General features: G+C 41.5%; 18 protein-coding genes, 1 other RNA gene and 1 pseudogene. 13 read left to right on the forward strand and 7 right to left on the reverse strand.

Annotated features, from left to right (window positions below):
* The 7 genes and pseudogenes from ACTG7Q_RS06115 to nth form a co-directional block, all read left to right on the forward strand.
* Positions 1-307, forward strand: a pseudogene (locus tag ACTG7Q_RS06115) (electron transport complex subunit RsxC); the annotation flags it as partial.
* A gap of 147 nt (positions 308-454) precedes the next feature.
* A complete protein-coding gene (locus ACTG7Q_RS06120) occupies positions 455-847 on the forward strand; it encodes a type II toxin-antitoxin system RelE/ParE family toxin (protein WP_439241950.1) in 393 nt (130 codons plus the stop codon).
* A complete protein-coding gene (locus ACTG7Q_RS06125) occupies positions 834-1,145 on the forward strand; it encodes a helix-turn-helix domain-containing protein (RefSeq protein ID WP_439241952.1) in 312 nt (103 codons plus the stop codon). Before ACTG7Q_RS06120 ends, ACTG7Q_RS06125 begins: the two co-directional genes overlap by 14 nt.
* A 38-nt stretch (positions 1,146-1,183) precedes the next feature.
* Positions 1,184-2,272, forward strand: a complete 1,089-nt coding sequence (gene rsxD, locus ACTG7Q_RS06130) for an electron transport complex subunit RsxD (protein WP_439241954.1) — start codon at positions 1,184-1,186, stop codon at positions 2,270-2,272.
* A gap of 2 nt (positions 2,273-2,274) precedes the next feature.
* Positions 2,275-2,847: an electron transport complex subunit RsxG gene (rsxG, locus tag ACTG7Q_RS06135; protein WP_439241956.1), complete on the forward strand. Its 573-nt coding sequence runs from the start codon at positions 2,275-2,277 to the stop codon at positions 2,845-2,847.
* A gap of 181 nt (positions 2,848-3,028) precedes the next feature.
* Positions 3,029-3,676, forward strand: a complete 648-nt coding sequence (locus tag ACTG7Q_RS06140; protein WP_439241958.1) for an electron transport complex subunit E — start codon at positions 3,029-3,031, stop codon at positions 3,674-3,676.
* A complete protein-coding gene (gene nth, locus ACTG7Q_RS06145) occupies positions 3,673-4,308 on the forward strand; it encodes an endonuclease III (protein ID WP_439241960.1) in 636 nt (211 codons plus the stop codon). Before ACTG7Q_RS06140 ends, nth begins: the two co-directional genes overlap by 4 nt.
* A 1-nt stretch (position 4,309) precedes the next feature.
* On the opposite strand, the gene zevB is transcribed toward nth, so the two are convergent.
* Genes zevB through ACTG7Q_RS06160 form a run of 3 tightly spaced genes read right to left on the reverse strand, consistent with a single transcriptional unit; the run spans position 4,310 to position 6,546 of the window.
* Complete coding sequence (gene zevB, locus ACTG7Q_RS06150) at positions 4,310-5,314, reverse strand: zinc transporter permease subunit ZevB (protein ID WP_439241962.1); 1,005 nt, start codon at positions 5,312-5,314, stop codon at positions 4,310-4,312.
* Positions 5,305-5,934, reverse strand: coding sequence for a zinc transporter binding subunit ZevA (gene zevA, locus ACTG7Q_RS06155; protein ID WP_439241964.1), 630 nt, complete (start codon positions 5,932-5,934; stop codon positions 5,305-5,307). The genes zevB and zevA overlap by 10 nt, the downstream gene beginning before the upstream one ends.
* On the reverse strand, positions 5,935-6,546 hold the full coding sequence (locus ACTG7Q_RS06160) for a riboflavin synthase subunit alpha (protein ID WP_439241966.1): 612 nt from the start codon (positions 6,544-6,546) through the stop codon (positions 5,935-5,937). It abuts the gene before it with no gap.
* A 58-nt stretch (positions 6,547-6,604) separates the two neighbouring features.
* Here ACTG7Q_RS06160 and ACTG7Q_RS06165 point away from each other — a divergent pair, with 58 nt between their 5' ends.
* Entirely contained in the window at positions 6,605-8,002 is a 1,398-nt protein-coding gene (locus ACTG7Q_RS06165; RefSeq protein ID WP_439241968.1) for an MATE family efflux transporter, read from the forward strand.
* A gap of 25 nt (positions 8,003-8,027) precedes the next feature.
* Here the strand turns inward: ACTG7Q_RS06165 and ffs are convergent.
* An RNA gene (gene ffs, locus ACTG7Q_RS06170) (signal recognition particle sRNA small type) lies at positions 8,028-8,125 on the reverse strand.
* A gap of 243 nt (positions 8,126-8,368) precedes the next feature.
* Here ffs and ACTG7Q_RS06175 point away from each other — a divergent pair.
* The 4 genes from ACTG7Q_RS06175 (at position 8,369) to ACTG7Q_RS06190 (ending at position 15,658) form a co-directional block, all read left to right on the forward strand.
* Positions 8,369-10,612 carry a TonB-dependent receptor gene (locus ACTG7Q_RS06175; protein ID WP_439241970.1) on the forward strand — a complete coding sequence of 748 codons (2,244 nt, stop codon included), beginning with the start codon at positions 8,369-8,371 and terminating at the stop codon, positions 10,610-10,612.
* Between the two features lie 66 nt (positions 10,613-10,678).
* Complete coding sequence (locus tag ACTG7Q_RS06180; RefSeq protein WP_439241972.1) at positions 10,679-12,442, forward strand: ABC transporter ATP-binding protein/permease; 1,764 nt, start codon at positions 10,679-10,681, stop codon at positions 12,440-12,442.
* A gap of 570 nt (positions 12,443-13,012) precedes the next feature.
* Positions 13,013-14,770, forward strand: a complete 1,758-nt coding sequence (gene ycaO, locus ACTG7Q_RS06185) for a 30S ribosomal protein S12 methylthiotransferase accessory factor YcaO (protein WP_439241974.1) — start codon at positions 13,013-13,015, stop codon at positions 14,768-14,770.
* A gap of 12 nt (positions 14,771-14,782) precedes the next feature.
* On the forward strand, positions 14,783-15,658 hold the full coding sequence (locus ACTG7Q_RS06190) for a DUF808 domain-containing protein (RefSeq protein WP_439241976.1): 876 nt from the start codon (positions 14,783-14,785) through the stop codon (positions 15,656-15,658).
* Between the two features lie 64 nt (positions 15,659-15,722).
* Here the strand turns inward: ACTG7Q_RS06190 and ACTG7Q_RS06195 are convergent, their stop codons facing one another.
* From ACTG7Q_RS06195 to ACTG7Q_RS06205, 3 genes are read right to left on the reverse strand one after another with little or no spacing between them, the layout of a single operon-like run.
* Positions 15,723-16,184, reverse strand: a complete 462-nt coding sequence (locus ACTG7Q_RS06195) for a glycine zipper 2TM domain-containing protein (RefSeq protein ID WP_439241978.1) — start codon at positions 16,182-16,184, stop codon at positions 15,723-15,725.
* Between the two features lie 18 nt (positions 16,185-16,202).
* The gene (locus ACTG7Q_RS06200; protein ID WP_439241980.1) at positions 16,203-16,523 is read right to left on the reverse strand and encodes a hypothetical protein; all 321 of its coding nucleotides are present in this window, start codon (positions 16,521-16,523) and stop codon (positions 16,203-16,205) included.
* A gap of 3 nt (positions 16,524-16,526) precedes the next feature.
* A complete protein-coding gene (locus ACTG7Q_RS06205; RefSeq protein WP_439241982.1) occupies positions 16,527-17,102 on the reverse strand; it encodes a VOC family protein in 576 nt (191 codons plus the stop codon).
* Positions 17,103-17,266: 164 nt separating this feature from the next.
* Between ACTG7Q_RS06205 and adk the strand changes: the two genes are divergently transcribed.
* Positions 17,267-17,911 (forward strand): adenylate kinase, encoded by a 645-nt coding sequence (gene adk / locus ACTG7Q_RS06210; protein ID WP_439241984.1) that lies wholly within the window; start codon positions 17,267-17,269, stop codon positions 17,909-17,911.
* Positions 17,912-18,123: the final 212 nt, after the last annotated feature.

Genomic DNA, 18,123 nt, shown 5'->3' on the forward strand with positions numbered 1-18,123 from the left:
AAAAGCCAAAAAACAAGCTCAACAAAATCAAGCTGTTGAGCCAATCGCTGAAAAACCACTAGAAACCGAAACCAACGCTGAAGTGGATCCGAAAAAAGCAGCAGTAGCGGCAGCGATTGCAAGAGCAAAAGCCAAAAAACAAGCTCAACAAAATCAAGCTGTTGAGCCAATCGCTGAAAAACCACTAGAAACCGAAACCAACGCTGAAGTGAATCCGAAAAAAGCAGCGGTGGCGGCAGCGATTGCAAGAGCGAAAGCAAAAAAAGCCGCTCAACAGGCTAAAAATAATCCCAACAACGCAGAGTAATGAGAAAATTTGCCCCCCTGTTTTACCCCATAAAAATCTCAATTTTGTGATCTCTATTCCAAAATTGAGATTTCTTGTTAGGTAAAATGTGCGTTCTAATTTACCGTCAATCTCACCTTGCCATTACAAGAGAGATAACGGATAATTATGCGATTATTTAAAACCAAAGCCTTTGCGGAATTTACGAATAAAAAAGGCATTGACGACAGTTTACTGATTGATGCCGTTGAGCGAGCCGAAAAAGGCTTAATTGATGCTGATTTAGGCGGAAACGTCATCAAACAACGTATCGCCAAACAGGGACAAGGACGATCTTCGGGTTATCGTTCGTTGATTTTCTATAAAATTAACCAAAATTGCTTTTTTGTATCTATTTTTGAGAAAAGTGATAAAGAAAATATTTCCAGAGAAGATCTTCTTGATCTAAAAAAACTGGCGAAAATGTATTTTAATTATTCAAATGCAACCATTGAAGGTTACCTTAAACAAGGGAAATTAATAGAAATCTTTCTTAAGGAGATTAACAATGAAATATCGTAGTATTATCGCACAGCAAATCCACGAACACGTGGTGGATTTATATGAAATTGGTGCCGTTGATGAAAAAACGATGAAAGAATTTGACAAAAGTTGCCTTGTCCCTGTACACCCACTTTCTAGCAACGAAATTTGCGAGATTCGTTCTAAAGAAGGCATTTCACAACGCACTTTCGCACTTCATTTAAATGTGAGTAAAAGTCTAGTTTCAGCGTGGGAGCGTGGGGTGAAAAAGCCTACGGGGGCGGCGTTGAAATTGTTGAATATTGTACAGAAAAAAGGCATTGATGCCATTGCCTAAGACTTGCGAAACCGCCCATAAAAACGAAAAGGAATACTATGTTTAGAATTGCCAGTTCCCCTCATACCCATTCGGGCAAGCTCACCGCTCGCATTATGCTGTGGGTGATATTTGCCATGCTACCAGCGTTGGGTGTGCAGATGTATTTCTTTGGCTTTGGGGTGTTAATTCAAGTGGCGTTGGCGGTGAGTTTTGCCTTGCTATTGGAATATGGCGTCACCTATTTACGCAAAAAACCGGCTTTATTTTATATTGCCGATTTTAGTGTCACATTAACCGCCCTTATTTTAGCCATGGCGATTCCGCCCTATGCGCCTTATTGGGTGATTTTAATCGGCACATTTTGTGCGGTAATTTTAGGTAAGCATGTTTATGGTGGATTGGGACAAAACCTCTTTAACCCTGCTATGGTGGGCTATGTGGTGTTGTTGATCTCTTTTCCGGTGCAAATGACAGCTTGGTTACCGCCACTTTCCTTGCTTAACGAACCACCGACCTTGGCGGACAGTTGCCGTTTGATTTTTTCGGGCATGACCACCGACGGCTTTAGTCTACATCAATTAGTCGCAAGTATTGACGGAATCACCTCTGCGACGCCGTTAGACACGGTAAAAACAGCAATGAAAAGTGCGGTATTTTCTCTGCAAGATTTAAGCCAATCGCCGATTTTCAGCGATATTCTGCCATTCAGTTCTGGCTTGAACGGTATCGGTTGGACGCAAGTCAATTTGGCATTTTTACTGGGTGGGCTATTTTTAATTTGGAAAAAAATCATTCATTGGCAAATTCCTGTGGCGTTTTTAACCGCACTTTTTGCCTTAGCTTGCCTGAATTTTGTGCTTTCACCTCATGCCACCAGTCCTATTTGGCAATTATTTACCGGAGCAACCATGTTCGGGGCATTTTTTATCGCCACCGATCCCGTCAGTGCCTCCATTACGCCAAAAGGCAAATTGATTTTTGGGGCATTAGCCGGCCTGTTAGTGGGTTTAATTCGTTTCTACGGCAATTACCCTGACGGAGTGGCATTTGCCATTTTACTGGCGAATATTTGCGTGCCGTTAATTGACCATTACAGCCGTCCGAGAGTGGCGGGGCATCAAATTGGGCAAGGGAGAAGATCATAAATATGGGGAAAATTATCAGCAAATATGGGCTGTTACTTGGTTTTGTCGCCCTACTCTGTTCCGCCATTTCGGGGGGCGTGTATTTACTCACCAAAGATAAAATTGATGCGGTGATTGCCAAGCAACAGCATGACTTGTTATTGCAAGTGATTCCGCAAGCCTATTTTGACAATGACGTGATGCAAAATTGCCAACTATCCAATAGCCGAGAAATTGATAAAATTTGCACCGCACTTTTAAACGGAAAACTTTCCGCTTATGCCATTGAGGCCACGGCACCAGATGGTTATTCGGGTAATATTCGTTTATTAATTGGCATGACCCCTGATGGCGAAATTTTAGGCGTGCGAGTATTAGAACACCACGAAACTCCTGGACTCGGGGATAAAATTGACACACGCATTTCCGATTGGATTTTAAGTTTTAGCCATAAAAAAATCAGCCAAGAAAATCTTGCCGATTGGGCGGTGAAAAAAGATGGCGGGCAATTTGATCAGTTTACTGGAGCCACGATTACACCAAGAGCCGTGGTGAATCAAGTGAAACGCAGTGCGTTGGCGGTGTTGGGGAATTGATGACCCTCACCCTAGCCCTCTCCCAAAGGGAGAGGGAACGTAAAATGGATAATTAACATTTATCGATCCTAAAAAATAGCTCTTCTTTTCGGGTGAGATAATTTTCAAAAAGAATTTAATTCCCTCAAAACCATCCCCTCTCCCTCTGGGAGAGGGCTAGGGTGAGGGTAAAGAGAATATTATGACAGAAAAAACCGAAAGCCTTTGGCGGAGCCTGTTTCTGCAAGGCTTATGGCGAAACAACCCTGCCACCGTGCAACTGCTCGGCCTGTGTCCATTGTTGGCGGTATCCAATTCCGCCACAAATGCCCTAGGTTTAGGCTTGGCGACCATGATTGTGTTAATTTGCAGCAACACCATGGTGTCGTTGTTTCGCAAGCAAATTCCTCACGAAATTCGTATTCCGATTTATGTGATGATTATCGCCACCACCGTAACCGTGGTGCAACTGCTGATGAATGCTTACACATACAGTCTTTATCAAGCCTTGGGGATTTTTATTCCGCTGATTGTCACCAACTGTATCGTAATCGGACGAGCCGAGGCCTTTGCGAGCAAAAATGCCCTATTACATTCTGCTTTTGACGGCTTTGCCATGGGTTTAGGCATGACCTTAAGCCTGTTTTTACTCGGCGCATTACGTGAAATTTTCGGTAATGGCACCTTATTTGACGGTATCCATTTATTGCTTGGTGATTGGGCGAAAGTGTTACGCATTGAGCTTTTTCACCATGACAGCAATCTGTTACTCGCCATTTTGCCCCCAGGGGCGTTTATTGGTTTAGGCTTGATTTTGGCGTTTAAGAATAAGATTGAACAGAAAAAATGAACCAACAAAAACGTATTGAAATTTTAACAAGGTTACGTGATAACAATCCGCACCCAACGACCGAGCTAAATTTTAGTTCGCCGTTTGAGCTACTTATTGCAGTGATTTTATCCGCTCAAGCCACCGACAAAGGGGTAAACAAAGCCACCGACAAACTGTTCCCCGTGGCAAATACGCCCGAAAAAATCCATGCCCTGGGCGTAGACGGTTTGAAAGCGTACATCAAAACCATTGGACTATTTAACAGCAAAGCCGAAAATATCATCAAAACTTGCAAAGACTTAATAGATAAACACGGCTCGCAAGTGCCTGAAAATCGTGAATCCTTAGAGGCCTTGGCAGGCGTAGGACGAAAAACCGCCAACGTGGTACTTAATACCGCTTTCGGACATCCGACTATTGCGGTAGATACCCATATTTTCCGAGTGGCTAACCGCACAGGCTTTGCACCAGGTAAAGATGTCGTGAAAGTAGAAGAAAAATTGCTTAAAGTCGTGCCAGCGGAATTTAAAGTGGATGTTCATCATTGGCTGATTTTGCACGGTCGTTATACTTGTATTGCCAGAAAACCCCGTTGCGGATCGTGCTTGATTGAAGATTTATGTGAGTTTAAGGATAAGACAGAAGTTTAACTTACCGCCCAAATAATCCTGCGCCGCCACTGCTCTGCAAAGTGGTGGCATAAATCAAACTCACGGCAAACCCCATTAATAGCAAACCGAAAGCCAGTTTTAGCCAGTATGAAAATTGGCTTTTGGCGGTGGGTGATAAATACCATTTTCCTACCCGAACAGCGGTTTTTCGGGCGTATTGCACCATTAAAGCAAAGCTAGATAACGTCATTCCCGTTCCTACCGCCATGGCCATTGTCGCCACCACGCCCCACAGATAAAGATCGAGCATATAGGATAAAAATAAAATAAAAATCGCCCCTGTACAAGGTCGCATGCCAATGCTTAAAATAATCAACCATTGTGATTTTAAACTATTGGCTTGGCTAAGTTGATCTTCAGCAGGCAAATGTTGATGCCCACAACCGCAATTTTCATCATGAATATGAGAGAAAAAAACTGGCGGATTTTGCACCGCACTTTTTAAAATCTGATTATCGGCGACTGGTTTAATTTGCAGAATTTTTGGCTTGCGTTGAATTTGCCAAATTTTTTTGCCACTTTGAATTATCCATTGCGAACCCAGTAAGAAAATCAAAGCATAAGCGCCTCGTTCAAGCCAAAGTTGACTGGCTTTAAAATAAGACGAAGATAAATTTAACAGCACCACCACAATACTGGTCGCCACAATCGCCACCACGCCTTGCATTAAGGAAGAAAAAAACGCTAACCGCATGCTCGCGAGAATTTTGGATTCATGTAGCGACAAATAACTGGTCATAATAAATTTGCCATGACCCGGCCCTAGCGCATGAAACACGCCATAGCCAAAGCTAACCAAAATTAGACTGGTGCCGGCATAAATTGGGGCTTGTTTAATTTGATGTAGATTGTCTGATAACAGTTGATTAAATTCCCGTTGCCATAGCACGACTTGCTTAAATAAATAGGGAAATAGCAACGTGATGCCTGCGATTAACAGACATAATAACAACAGGGTTTTGAATTTTTTGACCGTTATTGACATTGCAAAATCACTTTTTGAGCAAATTCTTTACCTAGCGAAAAATCCGCCTCTCGTTGGGTTTTATCTAAGGATTTCGCATATTGTTTGGTTTTTTCATCCACAGTTTGATCCACCATATCGCCATGGCAATTTGACGGAAGTTTGCTAAAATCCACCGCACTTTTATTGTCATAGAACATAGACACATAATAGGTCGGATCGTAAATCATCAAGATAAACTCACTGTCTTTTAAGGGCTGCGGTTGAGATAAAAAGAAATCAAATTGATATAAAATTTGGTTCCCTACCGCTTGAATATCATAATGGGCGGGGTGCGAGGTATATTTTACTCGATTGCCTTGTTTATCATAGAGATAGCTAAAATAATGTTCCGATACCGTATTTTTAATCATGTCATCCACAATGGCTTGTTTAACACTTGGATCGTTGTGTGCCACTTGCAAATCGTACAAAAGTTCAGCAGAACTGGCCTCGTCTAGCAACCACTTCACCGAAAAACCGATTAATGCGTCTTTTTCCACCAATGGCGTGGTTCTCATGCCAATAAACGCATGCGGATGTGCATACACCTGTTGGCTAAAAGCCCAAAGTGCGGTGAAAAATAACAGGATTTTTTTCATTTACATTCTCGTGGTTAAATAACGTTCTACGGTGTCCACAATGGCTTGTGTTTGCGGATCGATTTCAATATTTACTCGATCTCCTACCATTTTTTTGCCAATAATCGTCCGTTCAAGGGTTTCGGGGATCAGATTGACACAAAATTGCTTACCGTTCACTTCGCCAATGGTCAAACTAATCCCATCCACCGCAATAAAGCCTTTGGTTAAAATATATTTCATCACCGTTTCATCTGGCAATTCAAACCAAATTTGCAGATTATTTTCGCTCACTTTATGGGCGGATATTTGGGCGGTGCAATACACATGGCCAGACAAAATATGCCCGCCCACTTCTGCCCCGAATTTCATGGCTCGTTCAATATTGACCCATTCGCCAACCTTTAGTTCCCCTAAATTGGTAATACGTAGGGTTTCAGTCATTAAATCAAAGCTCACCAGATCATTGTCCACCTTGGTGACGGTTAAACATACGCCATTATGTGCCACCGAGGCGCCGAGTTGTAAGTCAGCCAGTAATTCCTGTGGCATTTTTATCTGATGTGTTCTAAAATTAGTTTCTTCAATGATAGAATGAAGTTGTGCCATACCTTGCACGATACCTGTAAACATATAAACTCACTTAGCGAATTAAAAATTTTCTCTATTATAAAGCAAACTCGGATTCTGTATGCAAAAAATTCACCATTGGCCACAATATCATGCGCAAGCAAAAAAATTAATTCAAATTGCCATGCCGATTTTGCTCGCTCAAATCGCCCAAAATTCCATGGGATTAGTGGACACCATTATGGCAGGACGAGTCAGTGCCGCAGATATGGCGGCCATTTCCGTGGGGGCATCCATCTGGTTTCCCTTGGTATTATTTGGGCATGGTTTATTACTCGCCCTCCCGCCGACCATTTCCTATTTAAACGGTTCCAATCAACGTTCTCGCATTGCCCATCAAGTACGCCAAGGCTTATGGATTATTCTGCTGGTTTGCTTGCCATTGGGCGGGCTGATTTATCACAGTGATCTGATTATTCACGCCATGCAGATGGAAGAACGTTTGGCAACGATTACTGTCGGTTATTTACATGCCATGTTGTTTGGCTTGCCGGCGTATTTATTGTTGATTAATTTCCGTTGCCTCAATGATGGCGTGGCGAAAACCAAACCCGCCATGGTGATTACCTTTATTGGCTTATTACTGAATATTCCGCTTAATTATGTGTTTATTTACGGCAAATTCGGTGTACCCGCATTCGGGGCAGTCGGTTGTGGCATTGCCACGGCTATTGTGAACTGGGCAATGTGTTTCATGATGATCGCATACAGCCGCCGTTCTCGCCATTTGCGTGATATTCGCCTTTTCGATCAGATGATTGAAAAACCTGATTGGACAACGCTCAAAAAATTACTCAAACTCGGTTTTCCCATTGCGGTCGCCCTTTGGGCCGAAGTGGCCTTGTTTGCGTTGACGTCCTTATTTTTATCGCCACTAGGCACCGCCATGGTGGCCAGTCATCAAATCGCCTTAAACACCAGTTCTTTTGTGTTTATGTTCCCTATGTCCTTAGGCATGGCGACCACGATTTTGGTGGGGCAACGCTTAGGCGAACAATCCCCGTCTGAGGCAAAAAAAGTGTCTTATATTGCCTTTGCCGTCGGGCTGAATATCACTATTATCACCGCTTTTGTCACCCTATTCTGGCGAGAACAAATTGCGCAATTATTTGTCACTGACACGAGCGTGATTGCCTTAGCCAGTTCCCTGTTAATTATCGCTGCCCTCTATCAATTTTCCGACACCTTGCAAGTTGTCGCCGGTGGCGTGTTACGGGGTTATAAAGACACCAAAGCCATTTTGTATATCACAATTTTTTGCTATTGGGTGTTAGGCATGCCGATTGGTTATGGACTGGCTATGACTGATATTATCGTACCGCATTTGGGAGCATTAGGCTTTTGGATTGGGTTTGTGGTGGCATTGACTGCGGCGGCGATTCTGTTGTTATATCGCATGTGGAAAATACAACGCCAATCGGATGAACAGTTGTTAACAAAATTAGAACAGATTAAATAGAAAAGTGCGGTAAAAAAAGGTGGAAACCTTTCCAGCTCCTCTCGGCACACAGAAATTCTGACTTTGGCTGCTTTCTTCCGAACCTGACCGGGTAAACCAGACACCATTGCGAAAGACCGAAAAGGTTTCCATAGGATAAGCATAAAATGCTTAGGGGACGGATTATGCTATAAACTGCAATGAATTGCAACTATTTAAATTTAGCAGGACCATTAGCGCACTTTTATCCATTCTTTTTTATTAAAATGATAATAAATCTTATTAGGTTATTGCAATAAATTATCGTTTACTTTATAATCGCCCAACTTTTTTAAGCGGTCTACTTTTTAGACTATTTTTTTATGAACTTTATGTAAGGATAACCTAATGCGTTCCACATTTAAATTTAGCGTTGTTTACACCGCACTTTTCGCCGGTGTTTCTTTTGGTGCTTTTGCTGAAACCGTTCAGCAAGCAACAGAACAACTTGATGCGATTGAAGTTTCTGACAGTATTCACGAACCAGCAAGCTATCGTTCTTATTCTGTTGCCAGTGACGGTAAATTGCAAGACAGCGTAAACTTAGGTTTATTAGGTCGTGCCACTAACTTCACCGCCCCTGTGACGGTAGTCAAATACGATTCAAAAGTGTTAGATGATACACAAGCTCGCACCCTTGTTGACGTGGTGGCAAAAAAAGATGCCTCAACATGGCAATTTGGTGGTGAAACCAATACCTTAACCGGTTTATATTTCCGTGGTTATCAATTAGATGCTCGTCAATTTAGCGTTAACGGCTTGGCTGGCATGTACGGTACACAAGGCACATCAAGCGTGTATGCGGACTCTGTACAATTAATTAAAGGCGGAAACACCGCACTTTCAGGCATGGATCCAGAGGGTGCAACAGCAGGAGCCGTCAATATTGAAACCAAACGTGCCAGTGATCAAGGCAACCGTAAAGTGGGTGTAGGCTATTTCAGCGACAATCGTTTACAAGGTACATTTGACTTAGGTCAACGTTTTGGCGATGGAAAACAATTCGGTGTGCGTGTGAATGGTAAAATGCGTGAAGGCGATACCCCTCGCACAGGCTACTGGGAAGACAATAAAGAATTTTCTTTAAATGCGGATTATAGTGGCGATAAACTTTATGTGTCTTTCGATAGTTTCTATGCGAAACGTAAAACCGAGGGCGGTCGTGCACGTATTCAAGATATTCAAAATGCTCAAGGACGTTTATTTGATGCCTTAGACGGTGAAAATAATCTTCAACCAAGTTGGCAAGCACAAGATACCCGTAGTCAAACCAATATGCTGACCTTTGACTACTATACAGACTATAACTTCCAAATTTCGGGCGGAGTCGGTTATAACGATGCTCGTTATTATGGTAACTTTGCTTCTGCTACCCCATCTACAGATGGTCAATCTTACAATGCGGGACGTTCTCGTATGACCGATCAACGTTTCCAAACCTTAAGCAGTAACTTAGCCGCTCGCGGTGAATTCTCAACAGGTTCAGTAAGCCACAACTGGAGTACCTCATTCGATCACATTGATCGTCGTCGTCAAACCTATCGTGGTACATCTCAAGCACCAAACCAAAACTTAACCATTTATCCTTATGGCAATGCAGCAGGCCAAACTTTAGCCCAACAATTAGCTAACATTCCACAAGGCAATGTATTTAGTAATGGTTTTGAAACTGATCCAAACTTAGATGCAACGATCCGTGCAAACAGCCTTGCTCTATCAGATACACTTGGCTTTGCGGAAGATAAATTCCGTGTCACTTTAGGTGGTCGTTTCCAATGGGCATCTTATAAAAATAATATCACACAAGCGAAAGGTGATGCACATCGCTTTAGCCCAATGTTTATGGTGTCTTACTTACCTAACCCTGACCTCGTGTTCTACGGTAACTATATGGAAGATTTAGAACCTGCGGACATTAAAACCGATGACAGTGGTAATACAACAATGTCAAAACCACGTGTTAGCCGTCAATTAGAATTAGGTGTGCGTAAAAACTGGGGTGATGTCGTCACTTCACTCAACGTATTCCAAGTTCGTCGTGAAGGTTACTGGCGTGGTAACACAACAAGCGGTACGGACTTCGCTAATTCGGGTGCATCGGCTGGGGATTCCCAAGGTATCGAACGCAACCGTGGTATTGAGTTTAATATCTATGCGAACCTGTTAGATAAAACGGTGCGTCCAAGTTTAGGCATTATGTACTTACAATCTAAAGTGAAAGATTATCCAAACTATGCTGACAATTTGGTCGATGGTTATCAAGTGGCAAATCCACGTTGGGTGGGTAAAGCTGGCATTGAATGGGATACACCATTTATCCAAGGCTTAACCTTAAGCACCAATGTACAACACTTTGGTAAATCTTACCAAGATTCGCAAAAAACTTACGCTTTCCCATCATACACTTTAGTGGACGCAGGAGCGAAATACCATACCCAATTAGGTAATGGTCACGCTATCACCGTAAGAGCGCAAGTGGAAAACTTATTCAACAAAGCCTACTGGCAAGTCCAACGTGGTCAATACGACCGTAGCTTTGCGGTATTAGGTATGCCAAGAACCTATTGGACAACGGTTGAATACTCATTCTAATTTACATTTTGACTTATTCATAAGGGGCGGCTAAACTGCCCCTTTTGTTGTATTATCGGATATATTATGAACTGGCAAACAGAATTAAATAACAGTTTTACTTGGCTACTTTCTGCCCTCTGTTGGCTCAGTTTAGGGCTATTTTGTACCGCACTTTTATTGCGAAAAACGCCTTTTGGGCAAAAATTTTGGCTCATTACCCAGCCTTGCGTCAAAAATAGCCATCCACTTAAAACCCTTGGTTTGATACTGCTATTGTTGGTATTTATTCTATTAGAAGTCCGAATTAGTGTACTTAACTCTTTCTTTTACAATGGATTATACAGTTCATTACAAGACAAAAAAGCCGAGGCCTTTTGGTTCTTCGCATTGCTGAATGCCATGTTGGTCGGCTTTAAAATTATCCACTCTATTTTAAATTATTTGGTGCGTCAGGTGTTTGAGATTCGTTGGTTAGAAAAAATGAACGAACAAATGCTCAATCGCTGGCTACAAAATAAAAATTACTATCGAATTAAATACGAAAAAGACTTGCCCGATAATATCGATCAACGTATTGAACAAGATGCCAAAGAATTTATTACTGGCACCGTTGATTTACTGGATGGCGTTATCGGTTCACTCGTATCGATCATTGAATTTACCCTGATTTTGTGGGGATTATCGGGTCTATTGCCCCTGTTTGGTTTCGACATTCCTAAAGGTGCGGTGTTTTTTATCTACATTTTTATTATCATGGCGACCGCCCTTTCCGTGTGGATTGGTTATCCGTTAATTAAACTCAATTATGCCAAAGAAAAATATGCTGGGGACTATCGCTATTCGCTTATTCGAGTACGAGATAATGCGGAGAGTATTGCCTTTTATGACGGCGAAAAACAAGAACAAGCCCACTTAAAAACAAAATTTAATACGATTATTGAAAACCGTTGGGCAATCGTGCGTCGTATGTTAGGCTTAGACGGTTTTAATACTGGCGTCACTCAATTCGCCATGATTTTGCCCTTAATGTTGCAATCTCCCCGGTTTTTTGCAGGGCTTGCCACCTTGGGCGACATGCATCAAACCGTGCAAGCCTTTAACCGGTTAATGCGTGCATTGTCGTTTTTTCGTTTGTTTTACGAACAATTTACCTTATATCAAGCACGTTTAAACCGTTTATATGGTTTTATGTTTACCCTAGATGAACTGGATAATGAGCAAATTGTTCAACCAACGGAATGTGGCTTGGGCATTCGTTTACAAGATTTTGGCTTAAAAGATCAACAGGGCGAAGTCTTGTTACAACAGGTCAATTTAGAACTAAATGCCGGTGATGCGTTATTAATTCAAGGGCCGTCTGGGGCGGGCAAAACCACGTTATTAAAAGCTATTGCCGGAATTTATCCTTTTGAAACCTTTGGTTATTGTGAACGACCATGCAATGCCAATGTGCTATTTTTGCCACAACGCCCTTATATGCCACAAGGTACGTTACGTCAGGCAATTTGTTATCCGAATATCGATCCATACCATGCCGATTTGGAAAGCTATATGGAGAAATGCCGTTTGAGTAATTATATTCATGCGTTGGATCAAGAAAATGACTGGCAAGCTACCCTTTCCCCTGGGGAATTACAACGTGTGGCGTTTATTCGGATTTTCTTAACCAAGCCGAATATTGTGTTTTTAGATGAAACGACTTCTGCACTGGATGAGCCAACGGAATATATTCTTTATCGTAAAATTCGAGAAAAATTACCGAATATGATTGTGTTAAGTATTGGACATCGTGGTACACTACATCAGTTTCATAATAAGGTGTTTGATCTTGGGGTGTGTCGGATTTAATCGGGGTTTCGCCCGATGGGCGACTTACTTTTTCTTTGCGTCGCCAAAGAAAAAGTAAGCAAAAAGAAAGGCGACCCCGATTTTGCCTTGTTTCCTGAAAATTCATAAATTTTTTTAACGGAAAATGGCTGAACTCGCTACGCTCAGACAGCCGCCATTTTCCTAAAAATTTATGAATTTTCAGGCGGCAAAGACGGGGCCCTGTTTATTAGAGCGTTATTTTATTTAATTTGTAAATTTAAAAATATTTTTTATATTTGCACCGCACTTTCATTACGCTCGATCAAATTGGGGCCCCGTCTGAACCGCCTTTGCGTTTTGGTATTTTTAGCTAAATTTTGCATGTCTGAGCGTAGCGAGTTCAAAATTTAGCGTTAAAAAAATACCAAATAAGCAAAGATAAGCGGTGAAGTCGGGGTGTGCTTTTCTTTGCCTACTTTCTTTTGCACAAGCAAAAGAAAGTATGGTCGCCCAGTGGGGCGAAATCCACACCTAAACAGCAAAAAAAGTAGGTCGCCCTTTGGGCGAAACCCAATATTTATTTAACAAATTAACTAATAGGAAAATTTCATGACACAAACCTTTATCCCCGGCAAAGACGCTGCCCTTGAAGACAGTATTGCAAAATTTCAACAAAAATTAACCGCACTTGGTTTTAATATTGAAGAAGCCTCATGGCTTAATCCTGTACCTAATGTCTGGTCTGTGCATGTACGTGACAAAGATTGTCCACAATGTTTTGCCAATGGTAAAGGAGCAAGCAAAAAAGCGGCCTTGGCCTCCGCTCTAGGTGAATATTTTGAACGTCTTTCTACCAACTATTTCTTTGCGGATTATTATTTAGGACAAGACATTGCCAATGGCGATTTTGTTCACTACCCGACTGAAAAATGGTTTGAAATTGAAGATGAAGATCTGTTACCCGACGGGATTTTAGACGACTATTTACTCGGCTATTACGATCCCGAAGGAGAACTTACCCCTGAATTATTAGTGGATTTACAATCCGGTAATTATGATCGTGGGATTGTGGCCATGCCTTATGTGCGTCAATCGGATCAACAAACCGTATATATTCCACAAAGTATTATTGCTAATTTGTATGTCTCCAACGGAATGTCGGCTGGTAACACCAAAAACGAGGCTCGAGTGCAAGGTTTATCCGAAGTCTTTGAACGTTATGTCAAAAACCGTATTATCGCCGAGGCGATTAGCTTACCGAAAATTCCAGACAATGTGATCGCACAATATCCGAGCATTCAAGCAGCGATTGAAAAACTTGAACAAGAGGGATTTCCGATTTTAGCCTATGATGCGTCATTGGGGGGAAAATATCCGGTCATTTGTGTGATTTTATTGAATCCGAATAACGGCACTTGTTTTGCATCATTTGGTGCTCACCCTAATTTCCAAGTGGCTTTTGAGCGAACAGTGACAGAGCTTTTACAAGGTCGTAGTTTAAAAGATCTTGATGTGTTTACGCCACCGTCCTTTAATAATGATGATGTGGCAGAACACGCCAATTTAGAAACACACTTTATTGATTCCAGTGGCTTAATTTCATGGGATCTATTTAAACAACAAGCCGATTATCCGTTTGTACATTGGGATTTTTCAGGCACTACGGAACAAGAATATCATAATCTCATGTCTATCTTTAATGCCAACGGTAAAGAAGTCTATATCATGGATTACAATCACTTAGATGTGTATGCTTGTCGTATTATCGTGCCGTCAATGTCGGATATTTACCCTGCGGATGATTTGGTTTACGCCAATAATAATATGGGCATGGAATGGCGAGAAATCCTATTAGATTTACCGCACTTCCACCATGATGCAGAGACTTATCAAGAATTATTGGATGAATTAGACGATCAAGGCATTGATGATGCCACTCGTGTACGTGAATTTATCGGTATCGTGCCACCACCAAATTCAGGTTGGACGACCTTACGAGTAGGGGAATTAAAATCCATGCTTTATCTGGCATTAGGCGATTTAGAATTAGCCTTAGACTGGGCAAACTGGACATATAATATGAACAGCTCCGTTTTCACGCCAGAACGTGCCAACTACTATCGTTGTTTAATCAGTTCGATTGAATTATACCTAGACGAAACTCGTGATCCTGAACAATATCGTGAGGTGTTTGAGAAAATGTACGGCAAAAGTGCGGTGGATTTTGCTTGGTCTGCTGTTGATGGTGGTAATCCATTCTATGATTTATTAGCTGATGATGAACATTTGCAAAAATTTGAAGCACATCAAAAATTGTTAGCGGCTTATGCAAAATTGCAAAAAGCCAAACGTGAAAATTGGCAATAATAGGAAGTAAAAATGGCATTTAGTTCCTTATTTACCTTACTTGATGATATTGCTGCAGTCTTAGATGATGTCGCATTAATGACCAAAATGGCCGCCAAAAAAACGGTTGGCGTGATCAGTGATGATTTAACCCTCAATGCCACTCAAGTCAGTGGTAAAGATGTGGCGGCCAGTCGAGAATTGCCGATTGTGTGGGCGGTGGCAAAAGGATCCTTATGGAACAAAGCGATTTTAATTCCCCTTGCCTTATTGTTGGCCATTTATTTACCGTCTTTAATTAATATTCTATTAATGATCGGCGGTGCCTATTTGTGTTTTGAGGGGATGGAGAAGTTACTTCATACGTTCTTTGCGAAAAATCACGAAAATATAGACCGCACTTCAACGCTTTCTCAAAGCAATGAAAAAGAAAAAATCCGAGGCGCCATTAAAACCGATTTTATTCTGTCGGCAGAAATTATTATTATCGCCTTAGGTTCTATTCAAGAGGCCGATATATTAACCAAAATCTTAACCTTATTAGCGGTGGGCATCGGTATTACCTTTTTCGTCTATGGTTTGGTCGGGCTGATTGTTAAGCTCGATGATATTGGTTTATGGTTAATCAAAAAAGACAATATTGTTGCACAACAAATCGGTAAATTCTTACTGTTTTTTATGCCTTGGTTTATGAAATCCCTCTCGGTTATTGGGGTGATTGCCATGTTTTTAGTTGGTGGGGGAATTTTTGTGCATTATTTGCCCGTACTACATCATTTTATTGAAAGTTTGCAAATGAGCAGTCAGTTGTCTTGGTTAACTGAATTGGTAGTAGGCTTATTGATTGGTGCCATTTGTTGTATTGTTGTGCTCCCTTTAATGCACTTATTTAAGCGTTCATCCAGTTAAACAAATTGGCTAATAAAAAACCCTTTGCACATTGTCAAAGGGTTTTTTCTCTGTAAATCAATGTTTACATGGCAGAAACATTCAGTGTTGAACCACCGACAATACGCACTTTGCGCCCTACCGTCAGGCTCGCATCGTATTTTTGTACGACCACGATTTCATTACCGTCATCTTTCTTGATCACGAGCTCTAAAGAATCCACTTGAGACGCTTTTTCTTCGATTTTACTCCCAATCATGGCGCCAGCAATGGCGCCAACTGCACTTGCAACGCCTCGGCCTGTACCGCCACCGATGCCAGATCCTGCAATACCACCAAGCACACCGCCACCCACAGTACCAATCACACCTTGGTTATCTGCTTGAATTTTAACAGAACGTGCGGAAACAATAGTACCATAAGAAATTGAACGTGCTTCTTTGGATTGATTACCAGAATACACATCACCACTGTAAATGTCAGTATTAGCACAACCTGTCACGCCAATTGCGGTAAAAAGGGCTAACGCTAAGGTGATTTTTTTCATATTGATTTAACCTTTAAATTATAAAAAGATTCCTGTTCTTGATAACCAAGAACGAGATTCTGAACGAGATACGTTATCTACGCCATTGTCTGATACACGCACACAAGAACCCACGACAATATCAGAATTGTATTGTACAGTGACTGTTGTTTGCTGTGCGGTACTGTCCGCTTTGTTTGAGTCACAGTTATCTTGTGCAACCACTAATTTTAAGTTGTTACCTTCGTATTGTGTTGCTAACACGGTACCTTTATAAGAATTATCATCCGCATTATGATTTGCACAAGCAGATAATCCCATAGCAGCGAATACTGCTAATGCTAAGGTAATTTTTTTCATTCACTAAACCTCAATAATCGTTTTAATGTTATAGGGGTGAACCTTGATACACACTGGATTTTCACGTTTATCGGCAAAACTCACAGCAATAGAGGGATTCGGCAATTGCTCACCCTCGACTTTTGGTTCACTCACTTTGACATGTAGAGTTGTTAATTGGTTCCATAAAAATTTTTCTTCAAGACGACAAAGCCATTGTGAGATACTTTCCCCCTCATTAAATGGCATGACAATCTCAATATGTTCCCATGATTCCAAAGGATAACAGGTATTTTTAGGAAACGGTAATTCGACAATATCCACGGATTGCCCCAAAATGTGCAAAGGTGCATCTAACAGAATTAAATAAATGCGCCGCCCATTGACGATATTATCGCTTAAAATTGTACCGCACTTCGTCAATAACGCCAACCAATTTCTAGCATTATCTTCACTATTTACTCGAATCGCCACATGATCTATCTCATATTGAGCGAGATCAAGTTGCATGGCTTGGGCTAATTGATGAATTTGTTGTTGAAAATGCACAAAATCAGCCTCAGTGGCTAAATCTGAACAAGTGAATAAAGAAACTGTCATTCTTACGTCCTATTAATAAGCCTAAAATATCGTCAATCCATTATCATATCTCAATTATCGCTAAGAGAATATGAAAATTTCCCCTATAATACGCCTACTTGTCAAATGACCGAGATAAGGTTATATTGTCTGAAATTTTACTTTTTTAATTATTGGAGAACATAATGAACATTATTTTATTAGGCGCCCCTGGTGCTGGAAAAGGAACACAAGCGCAATTTATTATGAATAAATTCGGTATTCCACAAATTTCAACCGGTGATATGTTACGTGCCGCCATTAAAGCGGGAACAGATTTAGGTAAACAAGCCAAAACCTTAATGGACGCAGGGCAATTAGTCCCAGATGATTTAATTATTGCCTTGGTGAAAAACCGTGTGGCCCAAACCGATTGCGAAAACGGCTTTTTATTAGACGGTTTCCCACGCACTATTCCACAAGCAGACGCATTAAAAGCCGTCGGCATTCGCATTGATTATGTGTTGGAATTTGATGTACCAGATGAAGTGATCGTTGAACGTATGAGCGGTCGCCGAGTACACCAAGCCTCTGGCCGTAGCTATCATGTGGTTTACAACCCGCCGAAAGTGGAGGGTAAAGATGATGTGACGGGTGAAGATTTGATTATTCGTGCGGATGATAAACCTGAAACCGTGTTAGATCGCTTAAAAGTCTATCACAGTACGACTAAGCCGTTAGTGGATTATTATCAGGCTGAGGCGAAATCGAGTGATACGCAGTATTTTCGTTTAGATGGCACCCAAAAGGTGGAAGAAGTGAGTGCGGAATTAGATCGTATTTTGGCGTAATAAAAACGGGTTTCGCCGTTGGCGACCCTACTTTCTTTTACTTGTGTAAAAGAAAGTAGGCAAAGAAAAGCACACCCCGACTTCACCGCTTTTCTTGGCTTGGTTGAAATTTTCTTAACGGTAAAATCGCAACTCGCTACGCTCAGACAAGGCGATTTTACCTAAAAATTTCAACTCGCCAAGGCGGTTCAGACGGGGCCCCGTTTACGGGC

The sequence above is a fragment of the Lonepinella sp. BR2474 genome (assembly GCF_051851555.1).
GTDB lineage: Bacteria > Pseudomonadota > Gammaproteobacteria > Enterobacterales > Pasteurellaceae > Lonepinella.